Source organism: Clostridium pasteurianum BC1 (genome assembly GCF_000389635.1).
GTDB lineage: Bacteria > Bacillota > Clostridia > Clostridiales > Clostridiaceae > Clostridium_I > Clostridium_I pasteurianum_A.
Genome location: NC_021182.1, coordinates 2,569,656 through 2,596,262 on the forward strand (window position 1 = coordinate 2,569,656; position 26,607 = coordinate 2,596,262).

The 26,607-nt window shown below is 29.5% G+C and carries 25 protein-coding genes and 1 pseudogene; 22 read left to right on the top strand and 4 right to left on the bottom strand.

Features of this window, described 5'->3' with window-relative positions:
* Positions 1–68 precede the first annotated feature (68 nt).
* The 11 genes from CLOPA_RS23770 to CLOPA_RS12115 all read left to right on the top strand — a co-directional run bounded on the left by CLOPA_RS23770 (position 69) and on the right by CLOPA_RS12115 (position 11,583).
* Positions 69–2,201 carry an SGNH/GDSL hydrolase family protein gene (locus tag CLOPA_RS23770; protein WP_015615715.1) on the top strand — a complete coding sequence of 711 codons (2,133 nt, stop codon included), beginning with the start codon at positions 69–71 and terminating at the stop codon, positions 2,199–2,201.
* A gap of 225 nt (positions 2,202–2,426) precedes the next feature.
* Positions 2,427–2,810 (top strand): hypothetical protein, encoded by a 384-nt coding sequence (locus tag CLOPA_RS12070; RefSeq protein WP_015615716.1) that lies wholly within the window; start codon positions 2,427–2,429, stop codon positions 2,808–2,810.
* A 629-nt stretch (positions 2,811–3,439) separates the two neighbouring features.
* Positions 3,440–4,327: a hydrogenase small subunit gene (locus tag CLOPA_RS12075; RefSeq protein ID WP_015615717.1), complete on the top strand. Its 888-nt coding sequence runs from the start codon at positions 3,440–3,442 to the stop codon at positions 4,325–4,327.
* A 225-nt stretch (positions 4,328–4,552) separates the two neighbouring features.
* Positions 4,553–5,773, top strand: coding sequence for a family 16 glycosylhydrolase (locus tag CLOPA_RS12080; RefSeq protein WP_015613743.1), 1,221 nt, complete (start codon positions 4,553–4,555; stop codon positions 5,771–5,773).
* A 506-nt stretch (positions 5,774–6,279) separates the two neighbouring features.
* Positions 6,280–7,842, top strand: a complete 1,563-nt coding sequence (locus CLOPA_RS12085) for a phage tail protein (protein WP_041710877.1) — start codon at positions 6,280–6,282, stop codon at positions 7,840–7,842.
* 11 nt (positions 7,843–7,853) lie between these two features.
* Positions 7,854–8,069: a hypothetical protein gene (locus CLOPA_RS12090; RefSeq protein ID WP_015615719.1), complete on the top strand. Its 216-nt coding sequence runs from the start codon at positions 7,854–7,856 to the stop codon at positions 8,067–8,069.
* A gap of 62 nt (positions 8,070–8,131) precedes the next feature.
* Complete coding sequence (locus CLOPA_RS12095; protein WP_015615720.1) at positions 8,132–8,413, top strand: hypothetical protein; 282 nt, start codon at positions 8,132–8,134, stop codon at positions 8,411–8,413.
* Between the two features lie 5 nt (positions 8,414–8,418).
* Positions 8,419–9,384 carry a GH25 family lysozyme gene (locus CLOPA_RS12100; RefSeq protein WP_015615721.1) on the top strand — a complete coding sequence of 322 codons (966 nt, stop codon included), beginning with the start codon at positions 8,419–8,421 and terminating at the stop codon, positions 9,382–9,384.
* 53 nt (positions 9,385–9,437) lie between these two features.
* On the top strand, positions 9,438–9,704 hold the full coding sequence (locus CLOPA_RS12105) for a hypothetical protein (protein ID WP_015615722.1): 267 nt from the start codon (positions 9,438–9,440) through the stop codon (positions 9,702–9,704).
* A 16-nt stretch (positions 9,705–9,720) separates the two neighbouring features.
* Positions 9,721–10,101, top strand: a complete 381-nt coding sequence (locus CLOPA_RS12110; RefSeq protein WP_015615723.1) for a hypothetical protein — start codon at positions 9,721–9,723, stop codon at positions 10,099–10,101.
* A 1,068-nt stretch (positions 10,102–11,169) separates the two neighbouring features.
* Positions 11,170–11,583, top strand: coding sequence for a hypothetical protein (locus CLOPA_RS12115; protein WP_015615725.1), 414 nt, complete (start codon positions 11,170–11,172; stop codon positions 11,581–11,583).
* Between the two features lie 451 nt (positions 11,584–12,034).
* Here CLOPA_RS12115 and CLOPA_RS12120 read toward each other — a convergent pair whose 3' ends face one another.
* Together CLOPA_RS12120 and CLOPA_RS12125 are read right to left on the bottom strand one after the other, a co-directional pair.
* Positions 12,035–12,334, bottom strand: a complete 300-nt coding sequence (locus CLOPA_RS12120) for a spore coat protein (RefSeq protein WP_015615727.1) — start codon at positions 12,332–12,334, stop codon at positions 12,035–12,037.
* A 1-nt stretch (position 12,335) separates the two neighbouring features.
* Positions 12,336–12,554 (bottom strand): hypothetical protein, encoded by a 219-nt coding sequence (locus tag CLOPA_RS12125; protein ID WP_015615728.1) that lies wholly within the window; start codon positions 12,552–12,554, stop codon positions 12,336–12,338.
* A gap of 745 nt (positions 12,555–13,299) precedes the next feature.
* On the opposite strand from CLOPA_RS12125, the gene CLOPA_RS12130 reads away from it, so the two are divergent.
* The gene (locus tag CLOPA_RS12130) at positions 13,300–14,193 is read left to right on the top strand and encodes a hypothetical protein (protein ID WP_015615729.1); all 894 of its coding nucleotides are present in this window, start codon (positions 13,300–13,302) and stop codon (positions 14,191–14,193) included.
* A 39-nt stretch (positions 14,194–14,232) separates the two neighbouring features.
* On the opposite strand, the gene CLOPA_RS12135 is transcribed toward CLOPA_RS12130, so the two are convergent.
* Positions 14,233–14,682: a helix-turn-helix transcriptional regulator gene (locus CLOPA_RS12135; protein ID WP_015615730.1), complete on the bottom strand. Its 450-nt coding sequence runs from the start codon at positions 14,680–14,682 to the stop codon at positions 14,233–14,235.
* 13 nt (positions 14,683–14,695) lie between these two features.
* A pseudogene (locus CLOPA_RS12140) lies at positions 14,696–15,739 on the bottom strand (YifB family Mg chelatase-like AAA ATPase); the annotation flags it as partial.
* A gap of 514 nt (positions 15,740–16,253) precedes the next feature.
* On the opposite strand from CLOPA_RS12140, the gene CLOPA_RS12145 reads away from it, so the two are divergent.
* The 10 genes from CLOPA_RS12145 to CLOPA_RS12190 all read left to right on the top strand — a co-directional run bounded on the left by CLOPA_RS12145 (position 16,254) and on the right by CLOPA_RS12190 (position 26,229).
* Positions 16,254–16,622, top strand: coding sequence for a YraN family protein (locus tag CLOPA_RS12145; RefSeq protein WP_015615732.1), 369 nt, complete (start codon positions 16,254–16,256; stop codon positions 16,620–16,622).
* A gap of 209 nt (positions 16,623–16,831) precedes the next feature.
* Positions 16,832–17,902, top strand: a complete 1,071-nt coding sequence (gene dprA / locus CLOPA_RS12150) for a DNA-processing protein DprA (protein WP_015615733.1) — start codon at positions 16,832–16,834, stop codon at positions 17,900–17,902.
* Between the two features lie 54 nt (positions 17,903–17,956).
* Positions 17,957–20,041 carry a type I DNA topoisomerase gene (gene topA / locus CLOPA_RS12155; RefSeq protein WP_015615734.1) on the top strand — a complete coding sequence of 695 codons (2,085 nt, stop codon included), beginning with the start codon at positions 17,957–17,959 and terminating at the stop codon, positions 20,039–20,041.
* Positions 20,042–20,295: 254 nt separating this feature from the next.
* Positions 20,296–21,072 carry a GTP-sensing pleiotropic transcriptional regulator CodY gene (gene codY / locus CLOPA_RS12160; RefSeq protein WP_015615735.1) on the top strand — a complete coding sequence of 259 codons (777 nt, stop codon included), beginning with the start codon at positions 20,296–20,298 and terminating at the stop codon, positions 21,070–21,072.
* A 173-nt stretch (positions 21,073–21,245) separates the two neighbouring features.
* Positions 21,246–21,947, top strand: coding sequence for a 30S ribosomal protein S2 (gene rpsB, locus CLOPA_RS12165; protein ID WP_015615736.1), 702 nt, complete (start codon positions 21,246–21,248; stop codon positions 21,945–21,947).
* Positions 21,948–22,022: 75 nt separating this feature from the next.
* Positions 22,023–22,946: a translation elongation factor Ts gene (gene tsf / locus CLOPA_RS12170; protein ID WP_015615737.1), complete on the top strand. Its 924-nt coding sequence runs from the start codon at positions 22,023–22,025 to the stop codon at positions 22,944–22,946.
* A 237-nt stretch (positions 22,947–23,183) separates the two neighbouring features.
* Complete coding sequence (gene pyrH / locus CLOPA_RS12175) at positions 23,184–23,894, top strand: UMP kinase (protein ID WP_015615738.1); 711 nt, start codon at positions 23,184–23,186, stop codon at positions 23,892–23,894.
* A 17-nt stretch (positions 23,895–23,911) separates the two neighbouring features.
* Positions 23,912–24,469, top strand: coding sequence for a ribosome recycling factor (frr, locus tag CLOPA_RS12180; protein ID WP_015615739.1), 558 nt, complete (start codon positions 23,912–23,914; stop codon positions 24,467–24,469).
* A 121-nt stretch (positions 24,470–24,590) separates the two neighbouring features.
* Positions 24,591–25,379: an isoprenyl transferase gene (locus CLOPA_RS12185; protein ID WP_015615740.1), complete on the top strand. Its 789-nt coding sequence runs from the start codon at positions 24,591–24,593 to the stop codon at positions 25,377–25,379.
* A 10-nt stretch (positions 25,380–25,389) separates the two neighbouring features.
* Positions 25,390–26,229 (top strand): phosphatidate cytidylyltransferase, encoded by an 840-nt coding sequence (locus CLOPA_RS12190; protein ID WP_015615741.1) that lies wholly within the window; start codon positions 25,390–25,392, stop codon positions 26,227–26,229.
* Positions 26,230–26,607: the final 378 nt, after the last annotated feature.

The window sequence follows — 26,607 nt, forward strand, 5'->3', positions numbered from 1 at the left end:
ATTTTATATACACATAGTTTGACCTTGGCAGAAATTACGAAAGAAACACATAGAAAAGAGGTGACATAATGGGAACATTAGGAGATACAATAAGAGTACAGTCGGCTAAAGAAGTAAGGGATGGAATAGCCGATTTTATCGACATTGTTGAACAACTCATAATTAATGCTGGAGCTAGCAATGCCGAAATAGTAGTTGGAAGAAAAAGTAATGTAACGGGACAAATTTTTGATACAATAGGTCATAGAATAGATGGTATTGATTCACAATTTATCACTATAGCAGCTCAATTAATTTCAAAATTATCAAAGTCGGATATACAAAACTTAATAGGATTTGCAGATATAAATAAAAATCTAAGTAAGATAGACCAAACAATGTTAGCAGATACTTTACTACAACAGATAGCCGGAACAGCTCCAATAAATGCAGTCCCTGCTGATGGTAGTATAACAAAGATAAAATTAGCAAATGGTGCAGTAGGAATTGAAAAATTATCTCCAGATTTATTCAATGATACGCTAATACAATCTGATATTGAAGCTAGCTTTTCAAATGCTAGATCATACGAAAATGCATATCCAATGAAATTTGTTTATACTATTCCTGCTGGATTAACACTTTCTAATATAACAGCTAAATGTAAGTTTAAAACCGATTCTAGCAATATTACTCAAGCAAGATTAAAATTACTAGTTGGAACTGATGCTACAATAGGAGCTAATCTTACAACACCAGCATTTACTCCGATAACAAGTGGTGTGGAAACAGAACTAACAGTAACGAGAAGCAATTCTGACACAGGATTTACAAATATAGTAGTTTTTGTTTATGCGTGGGGAAGTAATATTGCATTACCAGCATCTTATTTAATATCTAATTTAGAGTTATATATTAATGGTAATTTAACTGAATATACTGCGGTTTTAGATGAAGCATACAGCAATGCATATGCAACATGTACATTTAACTACACAGGTGATAAATTAGCATTAGAAAGAGATGTAGATTCTTTAAACACTGATATTTTAAATTTAAATGAAAGTGTTTCAAAGGCAATAAAGAGTAAAGTTACTGATAATTTAGCACAATTTTCTAACGGTAGAACTTTTGAAAATTCTTACCCTCTGAAATTTAATTGTACAGTTACTAAGCCATATTCAACTATTGAAGCTAGAGTTGATATTACTTCTAAAAATGCTAATTTATTTCAAGGTAGATTAAAGATATACTTCAATAATAGTCCTACTGATTTTGTTCTTGGTAATTTTTCTACTTTGACAACAGGTGTAGAAAAGAATTTATCAGTCATTGCAACCAGAGCGAGTATTCAAACAGTTACAGTATATATATTTCTTGAAGGAACAAATGTAAGCCTTCCTTCGGACTACTCATTTAAAGATATTAAAATTCTTCTTGATGGAGTTGAGGATGACACAATAACATTCACATGGGACCCAACATATGGTGCAAGTGACATGACAGTAACAATGACAGAAGGTGGAAAATATATATTAACCGACTGGAACAACAATCCAGTTCCTTTGGCTGTTGAAGCTGATGTAGAAAACTTAAAGACAAAAACAATTGATACTGCATCTTCTCCTTTGAGAGGTAAAATACTTAATATGATTGGTGATAGTTATGTTTATGGTCATACATTAGGTTCAGATAAAGTATCTTATGCTAGAATAGCAGTTAAATATGGCATGACATATAGAAATTACGGTATAAATGGAAATACAATTTCCACAGTAGCTGGTGGAAGTGGCACGCCAATGGTTACAAGATATGTTGACATGGACAATAATGCTGATTATATAGGTGTAGTTGGTGGTAGAAATGATTACAACATGGGAGCACCTATTGGCACAAATACGGATACTGATCCAAGTACATTTAAAGGGGCATTAAACATACTCTGTGAAGGTCTTATAAATAAATATATAGGTAAAAAATTATTCTTTATTACATGCTGGAATGTTAATGATGCCATGATGGCATATTCTGATGCAGAGCTAGAAATTTGTGGGCGTTGGGGAATTCCTTGCTTTGATGCAAGTAGATATAGTGGGGTATTTATGAGGTCAGAGAGTTTTAGAACACAATATTGCTTATCATCAACTGATCCATCACACTTGAATGAAATAGGTCATGAATATGTAAAGCCAAAGTTTGAAGCTTTTTTGCATACATTATAATTAGATAATAAGGGTAAAATTGTAAATAAAGAGAACAATGTAAAAGTTGCTACTAAGTGTTCAACAACCTCATTATGGGAATTTTAGTAAATAAGGCAAAAAAATATATAGTTGTATCAAAATTTTAATTCAAATAGGAAAAAATTATGAAATATAATGTAAAATGGTAGACAAATTATGACATATACGCTATTATTGTGATAAATAATAACTGGTGGTGAAGTTATGTTAAAAGATGATGAAAATTATGACAAGCAATTAACAGTTAACATAGGTGACAAAGTATATGTGTATCACAATAAAATATTTCCGTTCAACATTGTTAAAAATACTGACATACATGAAGTGATAGCTAATTTAGATGAAGGTATGTTCGGTGTTGTTACAGATATTAAGCGTTGGGAAAATACTGATTTAGTGTATGATTATGATTGCTATAAAGCCACTATAAGACTAAACAACGGAAAAACAGTTAAAATTAAAGATAAATATACTCATGTTTTGTTTAGAAGATACGAATTTATTACATTAAAAGATTTAAAAGGACTATTATTAAAAAACCAAAAGAATATAGAAAATTCATTAGACATTTTATTGAGACAGGCTTAATTTTAATTCACAATAGGCAATATGAAGTATGACAAGGCTAGATAAATCAACGCATGTAGATATATTTTTTATAAAGGATAATTGATCGAGTATAAGTTAAAAGAAAATACATGAAAATATTTATATAAGTGTAAATTTATAATAAAATATTGCAAAAGGAAGAGAAACTATTGTTTAACGAGGTGATTTTATATGTCATTTTTAATATCTATCTCTAGTATTGCTTTAGTGGATTGCATAATAATGTCGTTATGCAGAGCTGCTTCAAAGGAAACGCCTATCTATAACAATAAAAATTAGCGTATTCTTTGTTAATTACTAATATCTTATATAATGAGAGTGGTGGATCTACTCTCTATTTATTTTATTGAATAATAGGAAGATATGGTGTTTTATAAAATATTTTATTTTTATCATTACTACGTCTAAATAGAAAAGTATGAAGTAATTTATTTTTCCTATTATTGAACTTAATATTTTTAGTCACTTTTCATTTTAATTTTAATCGGTTGTTTAATACAATTGTAATATAAATTTAATATAAATTACAAGAATATAGTATAATATGAAATTGATAGATGATATATATTTTTGTAATTTGCGAAATTATAATGCAAAGGAGTGTTACTATGAAAATTAGCAGAAGAGACTTTCTAAAGTGGTCTGTAGCTACAGCAGTAGCTCTAAATCTTGATTTAGATATGGGCAGAGTCAATACTGTACTTGCAGCAGAAACAGATCCTCCAGTCATCTGGTTAAATGGAGCTGGATGTTCAGGATGTACCATATCAACTTTAAATGTTACTAATCCAACTACTATTGATGATGTACTTTTAAATAAGATAAGCTTAAAGTACGATACTACACTTATGACACAATCGGGAGACTCTGCTATTCAGACTCTTGATCAAGCTGCAAATACCTACAATGGACAGTTTATACTTGTAGTTGAGGGTGCAATACCAACAGGTGAAAGTGGAAACTACTGTGTAATTGGTGAGCAAAATGGAACACCTTTAACAATGCAGCAGGCAGTATTAAAATATGGCCCTATGGCTAAATATGTTGTAGCTGCAGGAACTTGTGCATCCTTTGGAGGCGTATCAGCTGCTAGCCCTAATAGTACTTCTTGTCAATCAGTACTAGCAGTATTACCTAGTAAAACTACTACTAATCCTGTAATAAACCTTCCAGGTTGTCCAGTTCATCCAACAGTTATGGTTCAAACATTACTTAATCTTATCTTAACTGGAATGCCGGGTTTAGGAAGCAATAATACGCCTAATCAATTTTATAATACTACAATTCATTCAAATTGCCCAAGAAGGGGACAAACTCAGGTAACTGAACCAGGTATATATGGTTGCTATAAAGCAATAGGATGTCAGGGTCCAGGCAGTGAAAATGTGTGTGCTACTATGAAGTGGAATAATGGAGTGAATTTTTGTACTATATCAAATTATCCATGTATAGGATGTGCAAATTCAACCTTTCCTACAAATCCATTGACTGTATAAGTTAAAAACAATATAAACAGAATAGGATAATTGGTCGCAATAAAGAGGGTAAGAAAGTACATTGGAAGATTTAAAAAAAATTAAAGATATTGATGGAAAAATACAGGAAAATATTTAAAATAAGTAAATACAACGACAAATATTTAGCTAAGGGTACCATGGATAATACTTTAAGTATATCCGTGGTAATATTATATAATATATGTAAACTGTGGAGGGGAACTAATGAATTGCGGAAAATATGACAATAAACTAGATAATCCACTAAATGATAAAGTTGAAGTTATTAAAAGAAAACTAAATCAAAAAGTAATTTTTGGAATAACAATTTTAATTGTTATTGCAATTGGAACAGCTATATTTGTATATAGCAAATCGAAAATAATTGAAAGTAATATTGATCCAACGAGTGCTAATGCTAGTGATATTTTAACTGATAGGGTTTTAGTATGGTCAGATGAATTTAACGGTAAAACTTTAGATACTAGCAAATGGCGTTATGTATTTGGAAGGAGAGATCTAGATAATGGAACACCTAGGCAGTATTACCCACTAGACCCAAGTAAGAATGTGTATATTGAAAATGGTAACTTAGTACTAAAAGCAATAAAAAATAACCCATATCCAAACTACAATTGGTCAGCAGCATTTGTTGAAACAAATAATTTATTTGAGTTTCAATATGGAAGAATTGAAGCAAGGATAAAGTATAGTGATGTACCAGGCTCATACGCCACTTTATGGACATTAGGAGCAAATTATGATAGAACTCAGAAATTAGTTGATGGTAAAAGCGATGAAAATATAGGTGTGCCATGGCCTAAGAGCGGAGAAATGGACATAGCAGAATTTAATTCTACTGGCAGCCCTGCATGTAACTTACATTACGGTGATAATGCTAGTACACATAAGCAAATTGGTAGAACTAGTTTGGGTGTAAATGGAACAGAATGGCATATATACGCAGTAGAATGGACACCGGAATCAATTAAATTTTATGTTGATGGAGTATTGAAAAGATCAGTAAACTTAGATGATTTAACATATAATAATTACAATTCATTTAAACTACCATATTATTTAATGATTAACTCAGGAGTAGCTTGGGATAACAAACCTAGTGCTAATGTTAACGAACTAACTACATTAGTTGATTGGGTTAGAGTTTATGCACCAGTAGGAATATCAAAAATAGTAAATGCAAATTCAATATCCTTAGATACTAATCAAGTAAATTTAAATGTAGGAGACACTTATGCTTTATGCACAACTTTCACGCCTGATGAAACATGTGATAAAACATTAAAATGGACGAGTAGTGATGAATCAGTTGCAATGGTGTATGGTGGGAAAATAACTGCTTTAAAGTCAGGAACTGCAGTTATTACTGCAGAAACTAAAAATAATAAAACAGCTACTTGTAAAGTGACAGTAACTGCACCATAAAAACTTATAAAAATGGAAACACGCAATAGGAAGATATGACGAACTAACTAAAATAAAAGAGTAGATAATAATATCTACTCTTTTAAAAGTGGTGAATAGGTTATACTAATAGGATTGTTGCAAAAATATTTACAATAGTAATTTATACTATTTGCTAATTATTGTAACCAATTAAAAATGTATTATACCATTATTAGTAAATTTAATAAACAAATTCAGGGATTTAGATTAATTTCTAAGTCCTTTTTTCATGTCTAAAAGGAGGTGATATTATTTATTATATAACAATAACAAATGGTACTACTAAAACGGCCATAAATGTACCCATAGCTTCTGAATTAGCGCCACATTTACTGAAGGCTAATGAAACTAAAAAGGCTGGAGAAGTATATTCCCTAACATTTACTATACCTTATAATAATCCTGGATATAATTTAATTTTTGACTTATTAACTACTGTTAATGTAAATAATATTTATACTGGAGAAGTTGAGTTTAAAGGTAGAGTGTTACTATCAACTGAGATCATGCAAAATGGTAAAGTCTATAAAGAAGTAGAATGTGAAAGTGAATTAGGCTATCTTAATGACTCTAGAGTTAGAGCTTGGGATATCATTGCCATTAGCTGTACCGACTTCATGCAAAAAGTAATAGATAATCATAATGCACATGTTTTGCCAGATAAACAATTTACACTAGGAACCGTAGATGTACCAGGAACCATTACTTGTAGTACTCAATTTGAGAATAGCTTAAATTGTTTAATTGATAAAATGGTTAATACTCTAAAGGTTGGTTATTTATGTGTTAGAACCACAGATAATATTAGATACTTAGATTATTTACAACAATTGCCTGGTCAAAGTGATGACATTATATTAACTAAAAACATGAAGGATCATAACTTCAGTGAGGATCGAACTAATACAGCAACGAGGGTAATTGTAAGTGGTAAAAATAATTTAACCATTGAAAGTGTGAATAGTGGAAAGGATTATTTAGAAAATACCGAGGCCGTAAATGCAGGATATGGATATATAGAACAATATCTACAATTCTCAGATATTGATGACCCAAATGTATTATTACAAAAGGCTCAGGATGCTGTAGAAAAAATCAATGTTCCTGTATATAAGTTAACTAATAATATTCTTGATTTAAGTACTTTAGAGTTAGATCCTCATGGATTTCATGAAGGAACAGATACTACTATTAGAATACCATTTTTAGGTTTTCTTGAAACCTTTCCTATTTTACAAATAGATAAAGACCTATTGAATCCACAAAATACACAAATTACTTTAGATAATAAGTTTGAAAACCTTACGGATAGGCAGCTTAGTTTACAAAGAGTAGCTCAATATATGAATACTGTATTTACAGAGGATAAAAAATTAAATGGATTTTATCTTCGAGGTTATGTGGATTTATTAAAAACTCAAATGGGAGCTATGGCTGATTCTGCGGAGAAACAACAGGCAAAAGCGATTCTATTTGAAGATAAAATTCCAGATAGTCCTACCTATGGTGCTATGGCTTTAGGTACTCAAGGATTCATGATCGCTTCAGAGATTGTGGATGGAGAATGGGATTGGCGTACATTTGGTACCGGTAAGGGCTTTGTTGCAGATCTTATTATTGCAGGCCATTTATTGGGTGGATCAGTGGATTTTGATTTGACCCAAGGTATTTTAAAGATAACTCATAGTGATACCACTTATAGTATATTTAGTGCTGATGGAGTTAAAAGAGTTATTAATGGCGTAGAGTATGATTATACTTGTTTAGCTTATACAGGTGTTGCAATTATACCAGATACTGCAACGTCAATAACTATTCAGTTACCTAATAGATTTAAAAATAAATCATTTACAGCGACAGCTCAAGCCGCTAGTTTGCAAAACTTGGCAGATGGTTTTGCATTAAAGACTTATGAAGTAGGTGTTAGTGGTTATGATTATCCAAATGCAAGATTTAGTATTGATGGAACTTGTCAGGCAATACAGATATCTAATCCTTCAAACGTACCAAAGATAGATTTTGGTATTACATTTATGGTAATAGCATAGGGGGTTAAAAAGTGGAGGATACAAAATTAACTTTATTTTATTCTAAACAAACAGGAGCAATTACAGCTTTCTGCACAGGAATGCAAGATATGTCCTATTTTGCTTCAAATGAAGAAGACATGAAAATAATATGGGATTTTATAGTAGCTGATTATGACAAATATATTATAAAAAATAAAGATGATTATTATATTGACCTAAGCACTAAAACTGTAAAAAGTAAATAAAAGCTAATCATGCATCCTAATTATAGGGTGCTTTTTAATATAAAAAATTCAGGAGGTGTGATATGAATTATGCAACTATTGGATTACTTTGCACTGTTACAGGTGCTATAGTAGGTATTTTAAGTGTTTTTAACTATATGAAAAAGGGGGTGCAAGAGGATGCTTCTTGTAACACTAGGCTAGAAACTAAACTAGACTATATTGGAAAAGATGTAAGCGACATAAAGCTAGATTTTAGGTCACAGGCCACAAAAATTAGTCTTATTGAAGAAAGAGTTACCAGAGTTGAAGAAAGCGCAAAATCAGCCCACAAAAGGCTTGATGGAATAGAAAGGGAGGAATAATTATTATGGGATTTAAAGGAATAGATATTTATTCAGGAACACTTATTACAGACTGGAATGCAATCAAAAATGCTGGGGTGGAGGCAGTTTATATTAAGGCCACCGAAGGATTAACTTATGTAAATACTTTAACGGATACATTTTATAAGGCTGCTAAAGCTTTAGGTTTAAAGGTAGGATTTTACCACTTTGCAGCTAGGAATATACCAGCACAAGAATATCAACATTTTATTGATACCATCAGCAAATATCATCAGGATTTAAAGCCAGTATTGGACTATGAGGTAGCTAATCCAGATATGAGTTTTGTAGCACAGTTTATGGCTCTTAATGCTAATTTATTGCTATATGCCGCTCACAATGTAGCAGATCAATCAAATTTACCTAAAAACAAGATATGGATTGCAGAACCAGGAGCCAATTCAAACAATACAAAAGGATATGCAGGGCTTCAACATAGTTGGACTGGAAGAATACCTGGAATGACAGGAGATGTAGACGTAGACCTATTTAGTTCAGATGTGCTAATAGATTCTAACAATGTAGTTTTGACAGCTTCAGCAATAACGCAACCAGTACAGCAAGGTGATCCATCAGTAAGAATTATTCAATTGCAGCTTAATACATTGCTGAAAAAGGGATTGATAGTAGATAGTTTTAACGGTCCAGTAACAACTGCAGCTATAAAAGAATTTCAAGGCATTATGGGACTTGCGCAGGATGGAATCTGGGGGACAAAGACAGCCGGAGCAGTAGGAGATATTTATTCAAGGCCAGTAGATGGAGTACCATATCCGCATTATGAATATGCAACTAGATATATTCAAATGCGTGTAGGTGCTACAATAGATGGAACTTTCGACAATGGAACTAAGGTAGCAGTTCAGAATTGGCAGGCAAGGCATGGGCTTGTAGCTGATGGAGTAGTTGGAGCTGTAACCTGGTCAAAAATGTTAGATGAAAATGTATAGAGCTTAGATAATCTAGGCTCTTTTTTAATTTAAAAATATTGGAGGAATGAGAAATGGAATTAACAATAAATAATTTAGAAAAATGTTTTTATGAAGCTAGTCAACAAGATAAAAAATATGTAGGTGTAAAAATTCAAATGCAAGGTTTTCCAAAGCCAGAGATTATTATTAATGAGAATGAGAATTTTGATAGTAAATTTGCTTATTATAAAAAAGCCTATAATGATGATCTAACTTTAAAAACCTTTAATGGTATCAAAATAACAGGATTCACTTCTGGTGATTCATTTGAAGAAATAGAAAAAGATTTAGTTAAATAAATTGGAGGAATGTAAAATGTTAAGTCAAACAGTTATAAATGAAATAATAATCCCAATCATAGGCGCTGGGGTTGCCACTATCTTAGAGATAGGAAGAAGACAAGTAAAAGCTTTCCTGGATTCTAAGCAAGATTTAATTAACAAACAGAAAGAAGCCATTAAGCAGACTATGGGTATAGAACTTTACAATAAAGATGTAGCTATAATAAAAAATGCAGTTAAGACAGTAGAGCAGTTAGGCAGAGAATTCAACTGGGCAGGTGCTCTTAAACATACTAAAGTATTAGAACTCATTAAAAACAAGACAGGCCTTTCAGATGATGAAATATTTAATATAATTAAAGGTACTGTTTTGGAAGTTAATTCCTTGAAAAGTAATAGTATAATACAAAAATAATTAGGCATAATAATATTGTCTATACCAATGAATGATTCTTAATACAGGATAAAGCCTAGGATTAGCGTAAAAACTAGTTCTAGGCTTTATTTTTAAATTTTAAGTCGTACTATGAATAAGAATGTGCATTAATTTCTAAATCACATTTTCCCTATCCATATAATAAGTAAGATAAAAAATACAATTTCAATAATAATAAAAATAATAGCAATAATCTTTAATAGTTTCTTTTTCGTTACAAAACCTATTACTAATAATATTATTGATATTAAGAAAATCAATAATAAAATGCTTGTAAGTGCCATAATATAATCTCCCATCTTTATTTCTATGAATTGATACGTATTATCTTACTACTAATACATATTAATTTACACAAACTATTGTACCTTGGATTAAGCAGTATTTCCAGATTTTATTAGTACAAAATAAAAAAGATGCACCGCAATAAGGGGCACATCTAAAATAGTATTTTAATATCCCATATGGGAGAGATAAAATATAGTCTAATTAATTTTAAAGGAGATGATACACTACCATTATATGTACAAGCAGTAAAAAGGTACACGTATAAATATTGTGTACCTTTCAATATTTTATAAATGAGATTCCATGGAGAATTCTCATTGTAGTTAAATTGTCGACAGATATTTGAAATGTATTAAATAATAAGAAAGCAGATGCAAAGATATTTCACCGTTACATCTGCTTTCTTATTTGTGTGGTTTTTTAAATAAGGATATCTTTGTATTTATAATAATAATATTTTGATAATAATATTTCAATAGTAATATTTGCCATAACGATATAATCTATACATACTTAAAATAGATGTAGCTCTAAGAACTACATCTAAAATGAAATTGGATCTTGAATAATGAACACTTATAATTATATACAGAAGTTAGAATTTTATTCAAGTAAAAAGGAGTAGCTTATATAGTTACTCCTTTTACCATTATCTAAATTTTTACTATTGGTGTAAATGTATGCAATTAAACGAAATGTCTTTTGTTTAAGCTCTCCTATGGTAAAATCTACTTATATATCTACTAGGAGGAAAAATAAATGGCAGCAATAAGGTGCAAACAATGTATATATAAAAATAGACAAGGGAATGAAGAACCATGCGTAAATTGTAATGAAATTATAGATTTTAAGAATGTTAAATGTGTAACTAATTATTTTAAACTAGCAGATAATGATGATAGCGTTGATGTTATAAATAAATCTAAAGAAAGATTACGAGAAAGATTATCAATTATAGAACCTATAGCATCAAAAGTATTTAGTAAATTTACTGTTACTGATAAAGACAATATTATTCTATCTGCTTTTATAGTTAATAGACATAATGAAGTGATATTTTATCAATTAACAGAGAAAGACAAGGAATTAATAGAGAATAGGTTTTTATTAGATAAATCCTTATTTAAAGAATTTAAAGATTTTTATGACAAGAATATTAAAGAAAAGGAGTAGTTTGATTGGAGGGCACATCTTTTAGATGGAGTTTGATTATGAAAATTAATGTAAAAAATCATAAGTAATTATACTATTAGTATTTTGTTTTTTCAATATTAAATTGTGAGGAGATTAAATAATCATTTTCAATGCATTAATGTTATTGAGGATTAATTTTATGGATATAAGCCATAATTATAATATATGCATGCAGAAAACAGTAGAAAGGTACACATTATTTGCGTACCTTTCTTTGGCTGGTAAACTTAGAAAAACTTTATAATGAGGTTTAATGAAAAAAGTTTCATTATAGGTATATTATTTACAGATATTTTTAATTTATGCAATACTAAAAAAGATGCAGCCATAAGACCACACCTTTTGAGAGAAAGTTGAATAATGAAAAATTTATTTATATTATTGACATATTTTAATTGTTTATACATATAACTTTATTTTTAAATATTTATTACTTTGCTTGAAGCTCATTTGTTGATTTTTCATAGGAACTAGATAGTTGTTGCACTGGTGCATTATATGGTTGTGCCCAGCCATTCTTTATAACAAGATCTGTGAGTATAGAGTGCCCAGTAATAATCTGACCTAAACTAGATGAATACATTGCCCTTAATTCTGGAGTTGAGCTTGTTAGGGCTGCATTAAGATACATATTTGCAGAAGCTGTTGCAGAAGCAAGCATGCTATTAGTTATAACTTCATCATTTATTGATGAAGTTTTTCTTGTAATATTCTCTAATAATGATGGCATATTATTGTACCTCCTTAGTTTCTATTACATGATTTTCGTTAATAAACTGTTGTATACCCTTTATTCTACCCTCAGCAGCTAATATTCCAGTATCAGCCTGTTTTTTTATTTCCTCATCAGTAATAAGAGCTTTCATAGCTTTCGCTACTGCTAAACCATCTTTCTCCATTGTTAATACGCCTGTTAAAGACAAAACCTCTGCTTCAGAAAGTTTTCTCATGTTTATACCTCCATTAAATTTATTTCAGTATGTATTATTTGTAATTGAATTTTTATTAAACATGCAAATTATTCCTTTATGATTATTAGAATATCTATATAAACTATTCAATACACTGTAAAAAGATGCACCACAAGGGCACATCATGGAGTGATATTTGTGAAAATTAATAAGCAGTATTCTACTTAAAGGGGATTATGGCAAGATATATTTTACACTATATATTATATGTACAAGCAGTAAAAAGGTACATATATAAGTATTGTGTACCTTTCAATATTTTATAAATGAGATTTCATGGAGAATTCTCATTGTAGTTAAATTGTCGACAGATACTTGAAATGTACTCAACAATAAAAAACAGATGCAAAGATATTTCATCGTTACATCTGCTTTTTTACTTGTGTGGTTTTTAAATAAGAGCATCTTTGTATTTATAATAATACTTTGATAATAATATTTGAATAGGTAATATTTGCCACAACAATATAAGCTATACATAAAAAATAGATGCACTTCTAAGGTACATCTTAAATAGATAGTTGTGGAGTGTTAAACCACAATATTATTATACTGTAAATGTTTTCAAATTTCAATTGTCTTACATAAAAAAGATGTAGCCCTAAGACCACACCTTTTGAGATAAAGTTGAATAATGAAAAATTTATTTATATTATTGACATATGTTAGAGTTTTATTCATTTATAAATAATTTAAATTCTCTACTGTAAAATGGAGGATTTTTTTGTTTTTTGTAGAAATGAGTAAAAATATAAATATGAAAGAAGGGGATTATATGAAATATTACTCAGAACGTAATGGTTTATTAGATAATGGATACAATATGGATTTAAATACTTTGAGAGAATATTTTTATAAAATATACAAGTACTTTAATGATAAGCATTGTTTTGATGTTGCAGAAAAAGGGGTATGGAAAAAATTATCGAGATGGGAAGAAGAAGAAAAACAGATAATATCTCCATTAATGAACCCATCTCCGGAAATATTTTTTCTCAACGCATTGCATAGTTCTGACATATATCCTATATATCAATATTATGAATACTATACAGAAGACCAGCTTTTTACAGTTATTGAAATTTTGTATGATAAAATTGCAGAATATGATTATGAGCATCAAATATTAAAAACTGATGTAAAAAAAATGTTTGTAGAACAAATAAATAATATACTCAAATTTTACTCGGATGGATACTATTTAGAACAAAATAGTGGAACTATAACTGTAAATGTTAACAGTCCAATAAAAAATATGTTTTCAGAAGATTTAGCTACTGTTTTACCTGATGATGTAATGAGTAAAATGAAGGCCGCAATAAAGTTATATTACAGATTTGATTCGACTAAAGAATTTAAGAGAAAAGGGATTAGTACATTAGCTGATATATTGGAACCACTTCGTAAACAATTGAAAAGTATTTTGAATAGTGAATATGAAGTTAATAAAGATGATCATGATAAGCTTATTTTTGAAATTGTTAATAATTTTGATATTAGGCATAATAATTTAAAACAAAATAAAAATTATGATAGCGATATATGGTATGATTGGATGATGCAATATTACAGTAGTGTAATAATAACATATTATAAATTGATAAAGGAAACGGAGTAGCTTATATAGTTACTCCTTTTTATAATGTAGAAATAAAATTTATTTGTGCAAGATTTCCATATACTCTTCAATAACTTTTATATACTTAATTGAAGGAACTTGTTTTTCATTTTCCCAATATCTAATTGTACATTCATTGGCTCCAAGTTTATCAGCCAAATCTTTCTTAGTATCTCCGTGATAGTGTCTAGCCTTCTTTAGTTTATCTGTGAAATTATCTTCAGGCATATCTTCAAAATATCCTAAATATGCAATAGGTTTGTCCAAAGTCTTTGATAACTTTTTTAATACTTTGAAATTTGTTTTAAATGTTCCTGATTCTAAAGCAGTAATATAATTGTAACTAATTCCTGACAGTGAAGATAGTTCTTTTAAAGATAAATTTTTTTCTATTCTCGATTTTTTAATTCTGTATGCTGCAGAATGAGTTTCTACATATATATAATTATTTTTATAATCTAATTGCTTTTTTATTAGGAACTTGTCCAAGGTATTATCGTCACGGACAAGGATTTAGAGAGCCGATTAACATGAAGTTGCAGGGATAGGTTACATTTCCTGTAGCTTTTGAGATCTTTATAATTCTATCTTCTAAAGGCTGCCTCAGTACCTCTAACACTGATTTCTTAAATTCTAAAATCTCATCTAAAAATAGCACGCCGTTATGTGCTAGTGAAATTTCACCAGGAATGAGTTTTGCGCCACCTCCCACTAAAGCTATTTGAGAACTTGTATGATGTGGGTTTCTAAAGGGTCTTTTAAATATTAAATTATTATCTTCAAGCTTTCCGGATACGCTGTATATTTGAGTTACCTCTAGGGATTCATCGTAATTTAGAGGAGGAAGAATACTTGGGAGTCTTTTAGCTAACATTGTTTTTCCTGACCCAGGAGGACCAAAAAGTATCATATTATGCCCACCTGAAGCAGCTACTTCAATAGCTCTTTTAGAACTTTCCTGACCTATTATATCATTAAAATCTAATGTAGAATCATTAGGTGTAGGAATTTCTTCATATTTAAAGGGCAATAAATCTTTATATTTAAAATAATCTACCACTTGGGATAGATTACTAAATGGAAAGACGGAACAATTTTTAACCATACAGCATTCTTTAGCATTATCAGTTGGAATTACAATCTTATTAAGCCCTTCTCTAACTCCTTTTATTGCAATGGGTAGTGCACCTTTAATTTTTTTTAAGGAGCCATTTAAAGACAGTTCTCCTATTATAATATATTTATCTATGGAATCCATATTTATTTGATGAGTTGCTGCTAAAATTCCAATAGCTATAGGTAAATCAAATAAAGCTCCTTCTTTTTTTAAATCTGCAGGTGCTAAATTTATTGTTATCCTATTTATTGGGAAATTAAAGCCTGAATTTATTATGGCAGATCGTACTCTTTCTTTAGATTCTTTTACGGATATATCAGCAAGCCCTACTATATTAAAAGCAGGCAGCCCTTTTGATATGTCAACTTCAACATTAACTGTAATACCTTCTATACCGGTAAATGTGGCTGCATTTATTTGTAATGCCATGTAATCACCTCTTAGATTTAAGTATTGACAGTTTTTTATAAATATAAGCACTTATAAACAGAGTTCTTGGCATCAGATGGAGTTTTGTTTATGACCTCTGATGCTTACTAGCAGAGTTCTAAGTATCGGTATTTATGATACTTAGAACTCTTTGTCCTTTAGGGTAAATCGTTATCCGGGGAAGTATCCACTCTTTACTTTTACTTTGAAAGGAGATGGAAGTATTATATGGGATAGTCATCGGATAAATTTCTTCATTTTAAGTATAATATTTAAATTATTTGGCTATAAATTTTATTATCAGTATTTAGGCATCTTCAAAAAATAATTAAGTCATTATGCTAGTCTATTGTAAGTCCTACTGCGTCAACAGAACCCTCTGATAGATCAACTATCAGAAGAACCTGTTTCCTTGTTGGATTGAAAATATACGTCGCATCTTTGCCTTGTTATTTATTTTTATATGCCTTATTGTTAATAAAACTAAAAAAAGATTCATTTATAGGAGATATATATGCAGCGATATAACAGGGAAATAGGAACTTATGGTGAGGATGTAGCAGCAGAATATTTGAAAAGTATAAATTATAGAATATTAAAGAGAAATTATAGATGTAAAATAGGAGAAATAGATATAATTGCAAAGCATGAAAAATTTTTATGTTTTACTGAAGTAAAAACTAGGTATGAAACTAGCTATGGTTCACCTAGTGAAGCTGTTAATAAGAAAAAGCAATTTAAAATATATAGAGTTGCTGAATTTTACATAATGAAAAATTCTATTTTAAATTTAAATTTTAGATTTGATGTTGTAGAAGTGTTGCTAAATAGGAAGGATAATAATTTTTCTGTGAGACTAATAGAAAATGCCTTTCAAATTTAGGTGATTTATTAAATTTAGCAAGTATTTTTTATTTAAAAGGGATCACTAATATTTTTCTAGGTGTAAGTTTTTAAAGCTTTTATAAATAGAATTTAATTAACATATTTAAAATTATGTTAATTAAAAAAATGTAAAGCAAAGGATAGAAAAATTTAAATTTCATAATATAAAAACAATTACATAAAAATTAAAATGCAAAGGAGTTTTATATGAATGACTATGATTTATGGTTTACTTTGCTTAATATTAGCAATAAAAGAAAAATAAATTTAATAAAAAGATTTAAAACTACTGAAGAAATATGGTATCATACTGTAAATGAATATAATTCTAGTTTAAACAAATTTATCATAGAACCCAAGTGGGAAAAAGGTAAAATTGAGCTTGTTAAAAATTTAATTTTCCAAAATGACATAAAAATGGTTACATTTATAGAAGATGATTATCCGGAAATATTAAAGCAATACGATGATTCGCCTTTTGCGCTTTTTTACAAAGGAGATATAAAAAAATTAAACAGTTCCATAAATATTTCCATAGTAGGATCTAGGATATGTTCCACCTATGGAATAAATGTAACTAAAGTAATAGTAAAAGAACTTACAGGCAATAATATAAATGTAATTAGTGGTTTAGCTATGGGAATAGATTATTATGCTCATTTATATTCTGTTGAAAACAATATATTTACCTGTGCTGTACTTGGATGTGGAATAGATATTATATACCCAAAGTCAAATAAAAAATTATACGATAGTATATTAAAAAAAGGTGGTTGTATAATTTCTCAATTTGTACCCGGTACGCAGCCAATTAGTTATAATTTTCCCATTAGAAATCGTATTATTAGTGGACTTAGTAAAATCACAATAGTAATAGAGGCAAACTTAAAAAGTGGATCTTTAATTACTGCCAGCGCTGCTTTAGATCAAGGTAAAGATGTGATGGCAGTACCGGGTTCGATTTTTTCTAAAAATAGTTTAGGAGCTAATAAATTAATTAAGGATGGGGCATTTCCCTTGACTTCTGTAGAAGATATATTTAATTTATTGTCTATAAATTATAGTAAAAAAGTTAATACTAATCAAAAAACTATGAATAATTTAGAAAAAAAAATTTATAATGTAATTAGTGATGTGCCAGTACATATAGATGATATCATAAAGCTAACTAATATTGACATATCACAAATTTATGAGTTATTATTTGAAATGCAACTAAAAGATGAAATTATGTGTTTAAGTGGTAATTATTATGTTAAATTTAACAATAAAATTTAAATCATGAAATAATAACTTTAAATTATACAAAGACAGAATTTTGGAGGGGATAAGATGGGACAAAATTTAGTTATTGTAGAATCACCAGCTAAGGCAAAAACTATAGGTAAGTATTTAGGAAATAATTTTGTTGTAGAAGCATCAATGGGGCATGTTAGAGATTTACCAAAAAGTACTTTAGGTGTTGATGTAGAGGACAATTACAATCCTAGGTATATAACAATAAGAGGAAAAGGTGAACTTTTAGATAAACTTAGAAAAAGGGCAAAAAAGAGCGATAAAATATTTCTGGCTACTGACCCTGATAGAGAGGGAGAAGCCATATCTTGGCATTTGGCAAAAGTTTTAAAAATAGATGAAGATAAAAAATGTAGAATAGTCTTTAATGAAATTACTAAAAATGCTATAAAGTCTGCAATAAAAAAACCGAGAAGGGTAGACTTAAATCTTGTGGATGCACAGCAAGCACGTAGAGTACTGGATCGATTAGTAGGTTATAAGATTAGTCCTATACTTTGGCGAAAGGTAAAGTGGGGGTTAAGTGCTGGAAGAGTTCAATCTGTGGCATTAAAAATGATCTGTGATCGTGAAAAGGCCATAAATGATTTTAAACCTGAAGAATACTGGTCCATAGAGTGCTTATTAAGCAAAAATGAAAAGTATAAACCTTTCTTGGTAAAACTTCATTCAGCAAATAATAAAAAGATTTCTATAGGAACTAAAGAAGTAGCAGATAATATTATTAAAGAATTGGAAAAAGAAAAATTTATAGTTGATAATATTAAAAAATCTACTAAGAATAAAAATCCACTGGCACCATTTACTACAAGTACATTACAGCAGGATGCATATAAGAGATTAAATTTCTCAACTAAAAGAACTATGTCCATAGCTCAAATTTTATACGAAGGGATTGAAATAAAGGGCCATGGAACTGTTGGTTTAATTACTTACATGAGAACAGATTCTGTGAGAATATCTGAAGAGGCGCAAAATAATGCCAAAGAATATATTAAGTCTATTTTTGGAGAAGAATTTGTGCCTAAAACTACTAGAATTTTTAAGGGGAAAAAAAATATACAGGATGCCCATGAAGCAATAAGACCTACATATATAAATATTACCCCAGAAGAGGCCAGGTCAAGTCTTAAAGATGATCAGTTTAAATTGTACAGCTTAATTTGGAACAGATTTATGGCAAGTCAAATGGCATCCTGCATTGTGGATACAGTTACTTTAATCATAAAAAACGGAATATATTCCTTTAGAGCCACAGGTTCAAGTATTAAATTTCCTGGATTTATGAAAGTTTACAATTATACTTCTGATGAAGATGATGATGATATTAAGCTTCCAGCATTAAATGCAAATGATATATTATATAAAAAAGAAATTAAAGGAAATCAACATTTTACTCAACCACCGGCAAAATTTTCTGAGGCCTCTTTAGTAAAAACTCTTGAAGAAAATGGTATTGGTAGACCAAGTACCTATGCTCCAATTATTTCTACACTTCTTGACAGAAAATACATTGAAAGAGAGAAGAAGACATTAAATCCAACAGAACTTGGAAATATAGTAAATAATATTGTCAGTGAATACTTTAAAGAGATTATTGATATTGAGTTTACTGCTGAAATGGAACACAAATTGGATAATGTAGAAGAAGGTAAAGAAAATTGGAATAATGTAGTAGACCAATTTTATAAGCCTTTGGAAGTTTCCATAGATATTGCAGAAAAAGAAGTATCAAAAATTACTATTGAAGACGAAGTTACAGATATCAAATGTGATAAGTGTGGCAAATTTATGGTCATTAAGCATGGACGCTTTGGAGATTTTTTAGCATGCCCAGGGTATCCTGAATGTAAAAATACAAAACCAATAGTGCAGGAACTTGATGTAGCTTGTCCAAAGTGTGGTGGAAAAATATTAGTAAGAAAAAGTAAAAAGGGAAGAAAATTTTTTGGATGCAGTAATTATCCTGATTGTGATTTTGTCAGTTGGTTTGAACCAACTAATGAGAAATGTAATAAATGTGGTTCCTACATGGTAAAAAAATATAACAAAACAAAGGGAAATTATCTTGAGTGCTCAAATCAAGAATGCAAAAATAAAAAATTTAATGAAACAACTTAATTTGAATTCTGTATATACAATTTCATTAAATAAAATTAATTAGTAGTGCAGTGATACTATGTTAAGTATTGTCGAATATAATAAACTTTCAGTTGAAAAATAAAAAACACTATGATATTATAACAAGAGGGGTTGTTTAACAATTCGGAATATTAAAAATTATTCTGAAATTTTATACAGATTTCCCAACATTAATTATATGGATATAAAATTGATATTCATATAAACATAGTTGAAAGTAGGGGGAACACCATATGTCTACACTATTAAATAAAACAAGAATGCTTAATAAGATACTGCAAAAATCAGGTACTGAACCAGTTGTATTTAATGATATATGTGAAATTCTAAGTGAAGTATTAGCATCTAACGTGTATATAATAAGTAGAAAAGGAAAAATATTAGGATATAATTTATCAAGTGGTTTTCAATGCAAGGTATTGAAAAATGATGTTATTGACAATATGAAATTTGCTGATTTATATAATAATAAACTTATGAATGTTCATGAAACTGAAGCAAATATACCTATTGATGGTAAATGTACTTTTAATGAAAATGATCTCTGTGGTTTAAATAATAAAATCACAACCATTGTACCTATTATTGGAAATAGAGAAAGACTAGGTACATTAGTTCTGGCTAAGTTTGAAAATCAATTTGATGATGATGATATAGTTTTAGCTGAATACAGTTCTACTATAGTGGGTCTTGAGATATTGAGGTCTAAACATGATGAAATTGAATATGAAGCTAGAAAGAAAGCTGTAGTTCAATTAGCTATTGGAACTCTATCTTATTCTGAATTGGAAGCAGTGGAACATATTTTTAATGAATTAGAAGGAACTGAAGGTCTTCTGGTTGCTTCTAAAATTGCGGACAAGGTTGGAATAACTAGAAGTGTCATTGTCAATGCTTTAAGAAAATTTGAAAGTGCTGGTGTTATTGAATCAAGATCCCTTGGTATGAAAGGTACACATATTAAAATATTAAATGATAAATTATTAGATGAATTGAAAAAAATAAAATAAATGGGATGATTTCAATCATCTCATTTATTTTTTATAAAAAATGTTGAATATAGAAATACTATGTGTTATACTACAAAAGGAAAAAATACACACATCATCTAATTTGCAAGCTGGTGCCCTCGGGTAACTTGCAGACATGAAGGTGATGGAGGTAAAAACTAGGAGGTAGAATTATGTCTGTTATATCAATGAAACAATTATTAGAAGCTGGTGTTCACTTTGGACATCAAACAAGAAGATGGAACCCTAAAATGGCTCCATATATTTTCACAGAAAGAAATGGTATATATATCATTGATCTTCAAAAAACAGTTAAAAAAGTTGATGAGTCTTATAATTTTATAAAAAGCGTTTCTGAGGAAGGAAAAGATGTATTATTTGTAGGTACAAAAAAACAGGCTCAGGAAGCAATTCAAGAAGAATCTGTAAGATGCGGTATGCACTTTGTAAATAACAGATGGTTAGGCGGTATGTTAACTAACTTTAAGACAATCAAAACAAGAATAAATAGACTTGAAGAAATTCAAAAAATGGAAGAAGATGGAGTTTTTGAAGTCTTACCCAAAAAAGAAGTTATTAATTTGAAAAATGAAGAAGAGAAGCTAGTTAAAAATCTTGGTGGTATTAGAAGTATGGTCCAAGATAGAGTAGGAGCTTTATTTATAGTAGATCCAAGAAAAGAAAAAAATGCTATTTCAGAAGCTAAAATTCTAGGAATACCAGTTGTAGCTATAGTTGATACAAACTGTGATCCAGATGAAGTTGATTATGTAATACCTGGTAATGATGATGCTATCAGAGCAGTTAAATTAATAACAGCTAAGATTGCTGATGCGGTTATAGAAGGAAGACAGGGAGAACAATTAGCTGAATAGTTTTATGTTTTTATAAATGAAGAAGTTTACTTCTTCATTTACTTATAATGAATGAAGATGATCGGAGGAATAAAAATGATTTCTGCAAGTTTAGTTAAAGAATTAAGAGATAGAACAGGTGCTGCAATGATGGCTTGTAAAAAGGCATTAACAGAAGCAAATGGTGATATTGATAAAGCTATTGAGATATTAAGGGAAAAAGGCTTAGCTGCAGCTGCTAAGAAAGCAGGAAGAGTTGCTGCTGAAGGATTAATCGTTACATATTTAAGTGAAGACAAAAAATCAGGTGCAATAGTTGAAGTAAATTGTGAAACTGACTTTGTTTCAGCTAATGAAGAATTTGTAGTATTAGCAAATAATGCTGCTAAAATGGCAGCAACAACGGAAGCAGCTAATGTAGAAGAATTATTAGATGAAAAATATATAGTGGATAATACTACCACACTTAAAGATACACTTACAGCATTAATAGCTAAGCTAGGCGAAAATATGAATGTAAGAAGATTTGTTAAGTATAATGCAGCAAAGGGTGTAGTTCAAAGTTATATCCATGGCGGTGGAAGAATCGGAGTATTAGTTGAACTTTCCTGTGAAAAAGAGAGTGAAGTACTTTTTGATTTATCAAAGGATATATGTATGCAAATCGCAGCAGCTAATCCACTTTTCCTAAATGAAGATCAAGTAGATACTAAAGCCTTGAATAGTGAGAGAGAAATTTACAGAACTCAAGCTTTAAATGAGGGAAAACCTGAAAAAATCGTTGATAAAATGGTTGAAGGTAGAATAAAAAAATATCTTAAAGAAGTTTGTCTTGTTGACCAAGTTTGGGTTAAAGACTCAGATTTAACAATTTCAAAGCTTCTTGCAGCAAAATCTAAAGAAGTTGGTGCTCCTATAACTATATCAGCTTTTACAAGATTTGAAAGAGGCGAAGGTATTGAGAAAATAGAGGAAAATTTTGCTGAAGAAGTTCAAAGACAAATGCAGCAGGGTAAATAAAAAAGAGAACACTGCGTGTTCTCTTTTTTTAAAGGAATTAGTTTTATCTTAAAACAAGATTTATTGATAAGTACACCTTTTAAGATTTATATAGAATTTTTAACGTCATTAAAAATTAGAAGGAATTATCTAATAACTTTCCGTTGTTATTATCAAGAGAAAGCTCTACAGCGGTTAGTGATGAGATAAATAAAAGTTTGATACTAGTAATAGCAATTTGGGGGGGTATAGTATAAAATGGAATCTATAAAATATAAAAGAATAATGTTGAAAATATCTGGTGAAGCCTTAGCAGGAGAAAATGGATACGGTATAGATTTTCAAGTAGCAAAAAGAATCGCTGAAGAAATTAAAGAAATTGTACAAATGGGTATAGAAGTTGGTGCTGTAGTTGGTGGTGGAAATATATGGCGTGGAAGACAAGGTGAAGGTATGGATAGAACCACTGCAGACTATATGGGAATGCTTGCAACTTGTATAAATGCCATGGCACTTCAGGATTCTTTAGAAAGTATTGGTGTATATACAAGAGTCCAGACTGCTATAGAAATGAAACAAATTGCGGAGCCATTTATAAGAAGAAGAGCTATGAGACATCTAGAAAAGGGTAGAGTAGTCATTTTTGGTGCAGGCACAGGAAATCCATATTTTTCTACAGATACTACAGCTGCTTTAAGAGCGGCTGAAATAGAAGCTGATCTTATATTATTAGCTAAAAAAGTTGATGGAGTTTATGATAAGGATCCTAAAAAATATAGTGATGCTATTAAATTTGATAATGTTACTTATATGGATGTATTAGAAAAGGGATTACAGGTTATGGATTCTACTGCAACTTCTTTGTGTATGGATAATAATATTCCAATTTTAGTTTTTGGCTTAGATACTCCAGGAAATATAAAAAGAGCCCTTTCCGGTGAGAAAATTGGTACTTTAGTAACTAAATAATAAAAGGAGAACTTTATATGCTAAAAGATATTATTAATACTGCTGAAGAAAAAATGAATAAAACTATTTCTGTTTTAAAAAAGGAACTTGCGTCCATGAAAGCTGGTAAAGCAAATCCTGCTATGCTTGACAGAATAGAGGTTGAATATTATGGAAGTTCAACAGCTTTAAATCAACTTGCAAATGTATCTGCTCCAGAACCTAGAATTTTACTTATTCAACCTTATGATAGGTCTGCAATAAAGGCTATTGAAAAAGCAATACTTGTATCAAACTTAGGATTAAATCCATCAAATGATGGAGCGGTAATTAGACTTATGATACCAGAACTTACAGAAGAAACAAGAAAGGATATTGTAAAGTCTGTAAAAAAGCTTGGGGAAGATGGAAAAGTTGCTATTAGAGCTGTAAGAAGAGATGCTAATGATAAAATTAAAGCTTTAAAGAAAGATAATACTATAACCGAAGACGAAGTAAAAAAATGTGAAGATGATGTACAAAAGAAAACTGACGTATATATTAAGGACATAGATAAAATAATAGAGAACAAAGAAAAAGATTTAATGTCTATATAATATTTATAATTATGAACCTGCGAACTCGCAGGTTTTATTACTAAAACAACATATTTTTACGTACAATTTATCTTATTAAGATTTATTGATAATATAAAATTTAGGGGGATTAAGTAATTTTATGTGGAAATTTTTAGGATTTAAAAATGGGGATAATTATATTAAAAATGATGAAAAAAAACAGTATGAATTAAATTACGATAACATTCCAAGACATATTGCCATAATTATGGATGGCAATGGAAGATGGGCTAAAGAAAAGAATCTTCCAAGAAGTATTGGGCATACGGTTGCAGTAGAAAATCTTAATAAGATTATAAAAGAAACTAGTGATCTTGGCGTTAAATATTTAACTTTATATGCTTTCTCTACAGAAAATTGGAATAGACCTGCTGAAGAAGTAAATACATTAATGAAACTTTTAGCTGAATATTTAAAAAAACAATTAAATGAACTTCATAAAAATAATGTAATAGTAAAAACCATTGGTGATATATCAAGGCTTCCAGATATTTGTATACAGGTATTAGAAAAATCAATGGAAAAGACAAAAAATAATACTGGTATGCTTTTGAATCTGGCTTTAAATTATGGCGGTAGAGATGAGATACTGTATGCGATAAAAAACATATTTAATGATTATGTTGAAGGAATTATTTCTAAGGAAGATATTAATAATATAAATGTAGAGATCTTTAATAAATACTTATATACAAAAAACATTCCAGATCCAGATCTTATAATAAGAACCAGTGGCGAACAGCGATTAAGTAATTTTTTACTTTGGCAGTGTGCTTATTCGGAATTTTGGTATACTGATGTAAAATGGCCTGATTTCAGCAAGGAGAATCTTCATGAAGCAATAAAAGATTATCAGCTTAGGAATAGAAGATTTGGAGGAATAAAGTAGAGGTGAAATTATGAATAAAAGATATTTAGGAGCATTAATTTTAGCACCACTTATAATATTTTTATTTTTAGGTGGAATTTATTTGAAAATTTTAATGCTTATTTTATCACTGCTGGCTATGCAGGAATTTTATAAAATAGTAAGAGAAAAAAATATTAATACTATAAATATATTGGGATATTTGCTATGTATTATATATTATATTCTTGTGAGTAATAATTTGGAGCTTAAATACATAATGTTACTATTAACCTTGAGTCTAATTATTATGTTTTGTATACCTGTGTTTAATACAAAATACAATTTTATAGATATTTCTATAACCATGCTAGGTTTTCTATATATTTCTGTATTCTTTAGCTTTATAGTACTTATAAATATTAAGACTTTTAATTTTAATGGTGATAATATACTTGTTGGAAAATACTTAGTATGGTTGGTACCATTATCTTCCTGGATCTGTGATACCACTGCATATTATGGTGGAAGATATTTAGGGAAAAATAAATTATGCCCTAAGGTAAGTCCTAAAAAAACAGTAGAAGGTTCAATAACTGGTTTGTTAGGAAGCATTTTATCCTGTACTATATTTGGCGTACTCATAAATAGATATGTTGCTGGAATGAATCTAATAAATATTAATATATACAATTATGCCTTTATTGGACTTCTATGCGGAATATTTTCACAATTTGGAGATTTAACAGCTTCCTCTATTAAAAGGTATGTAGGTGTTAAAGATTTTAGTCAATTGATACCAGGCCATGGCGGTATATTGGATAGATTCGATAGTATATTATTTTCTGCTGCTATAGTATATTATTATGTAAGTTTTATTTTAAATATATAAATTACAAATAAAATTATAATATATTCAATTAATAATTTATTGCAACATTATATATAATAATTAATTACATATATATCCGATGACTATCATATCTAATACTCCTATGGCGCTCTGTGAAAGTGATGGGAGTAAAGAGTGGCTATATGCTCATGGACAATGATTTATAAGTATTATGGATACAGATACTTATAAATTTTTTATTTACAAGAGGTAGAGATTTATTCTTTATCTCTTTTTTGTTAATTATTTTAAAAGATTTTAGTTATATATGTATTCATTTAAATATAATATTATATAATATATAAGACATATTTAAATAAGTTAAATATTCTGCAGTGGTTCTGCTTTATATCATATTAAGTTAGTAGGATTCATTTA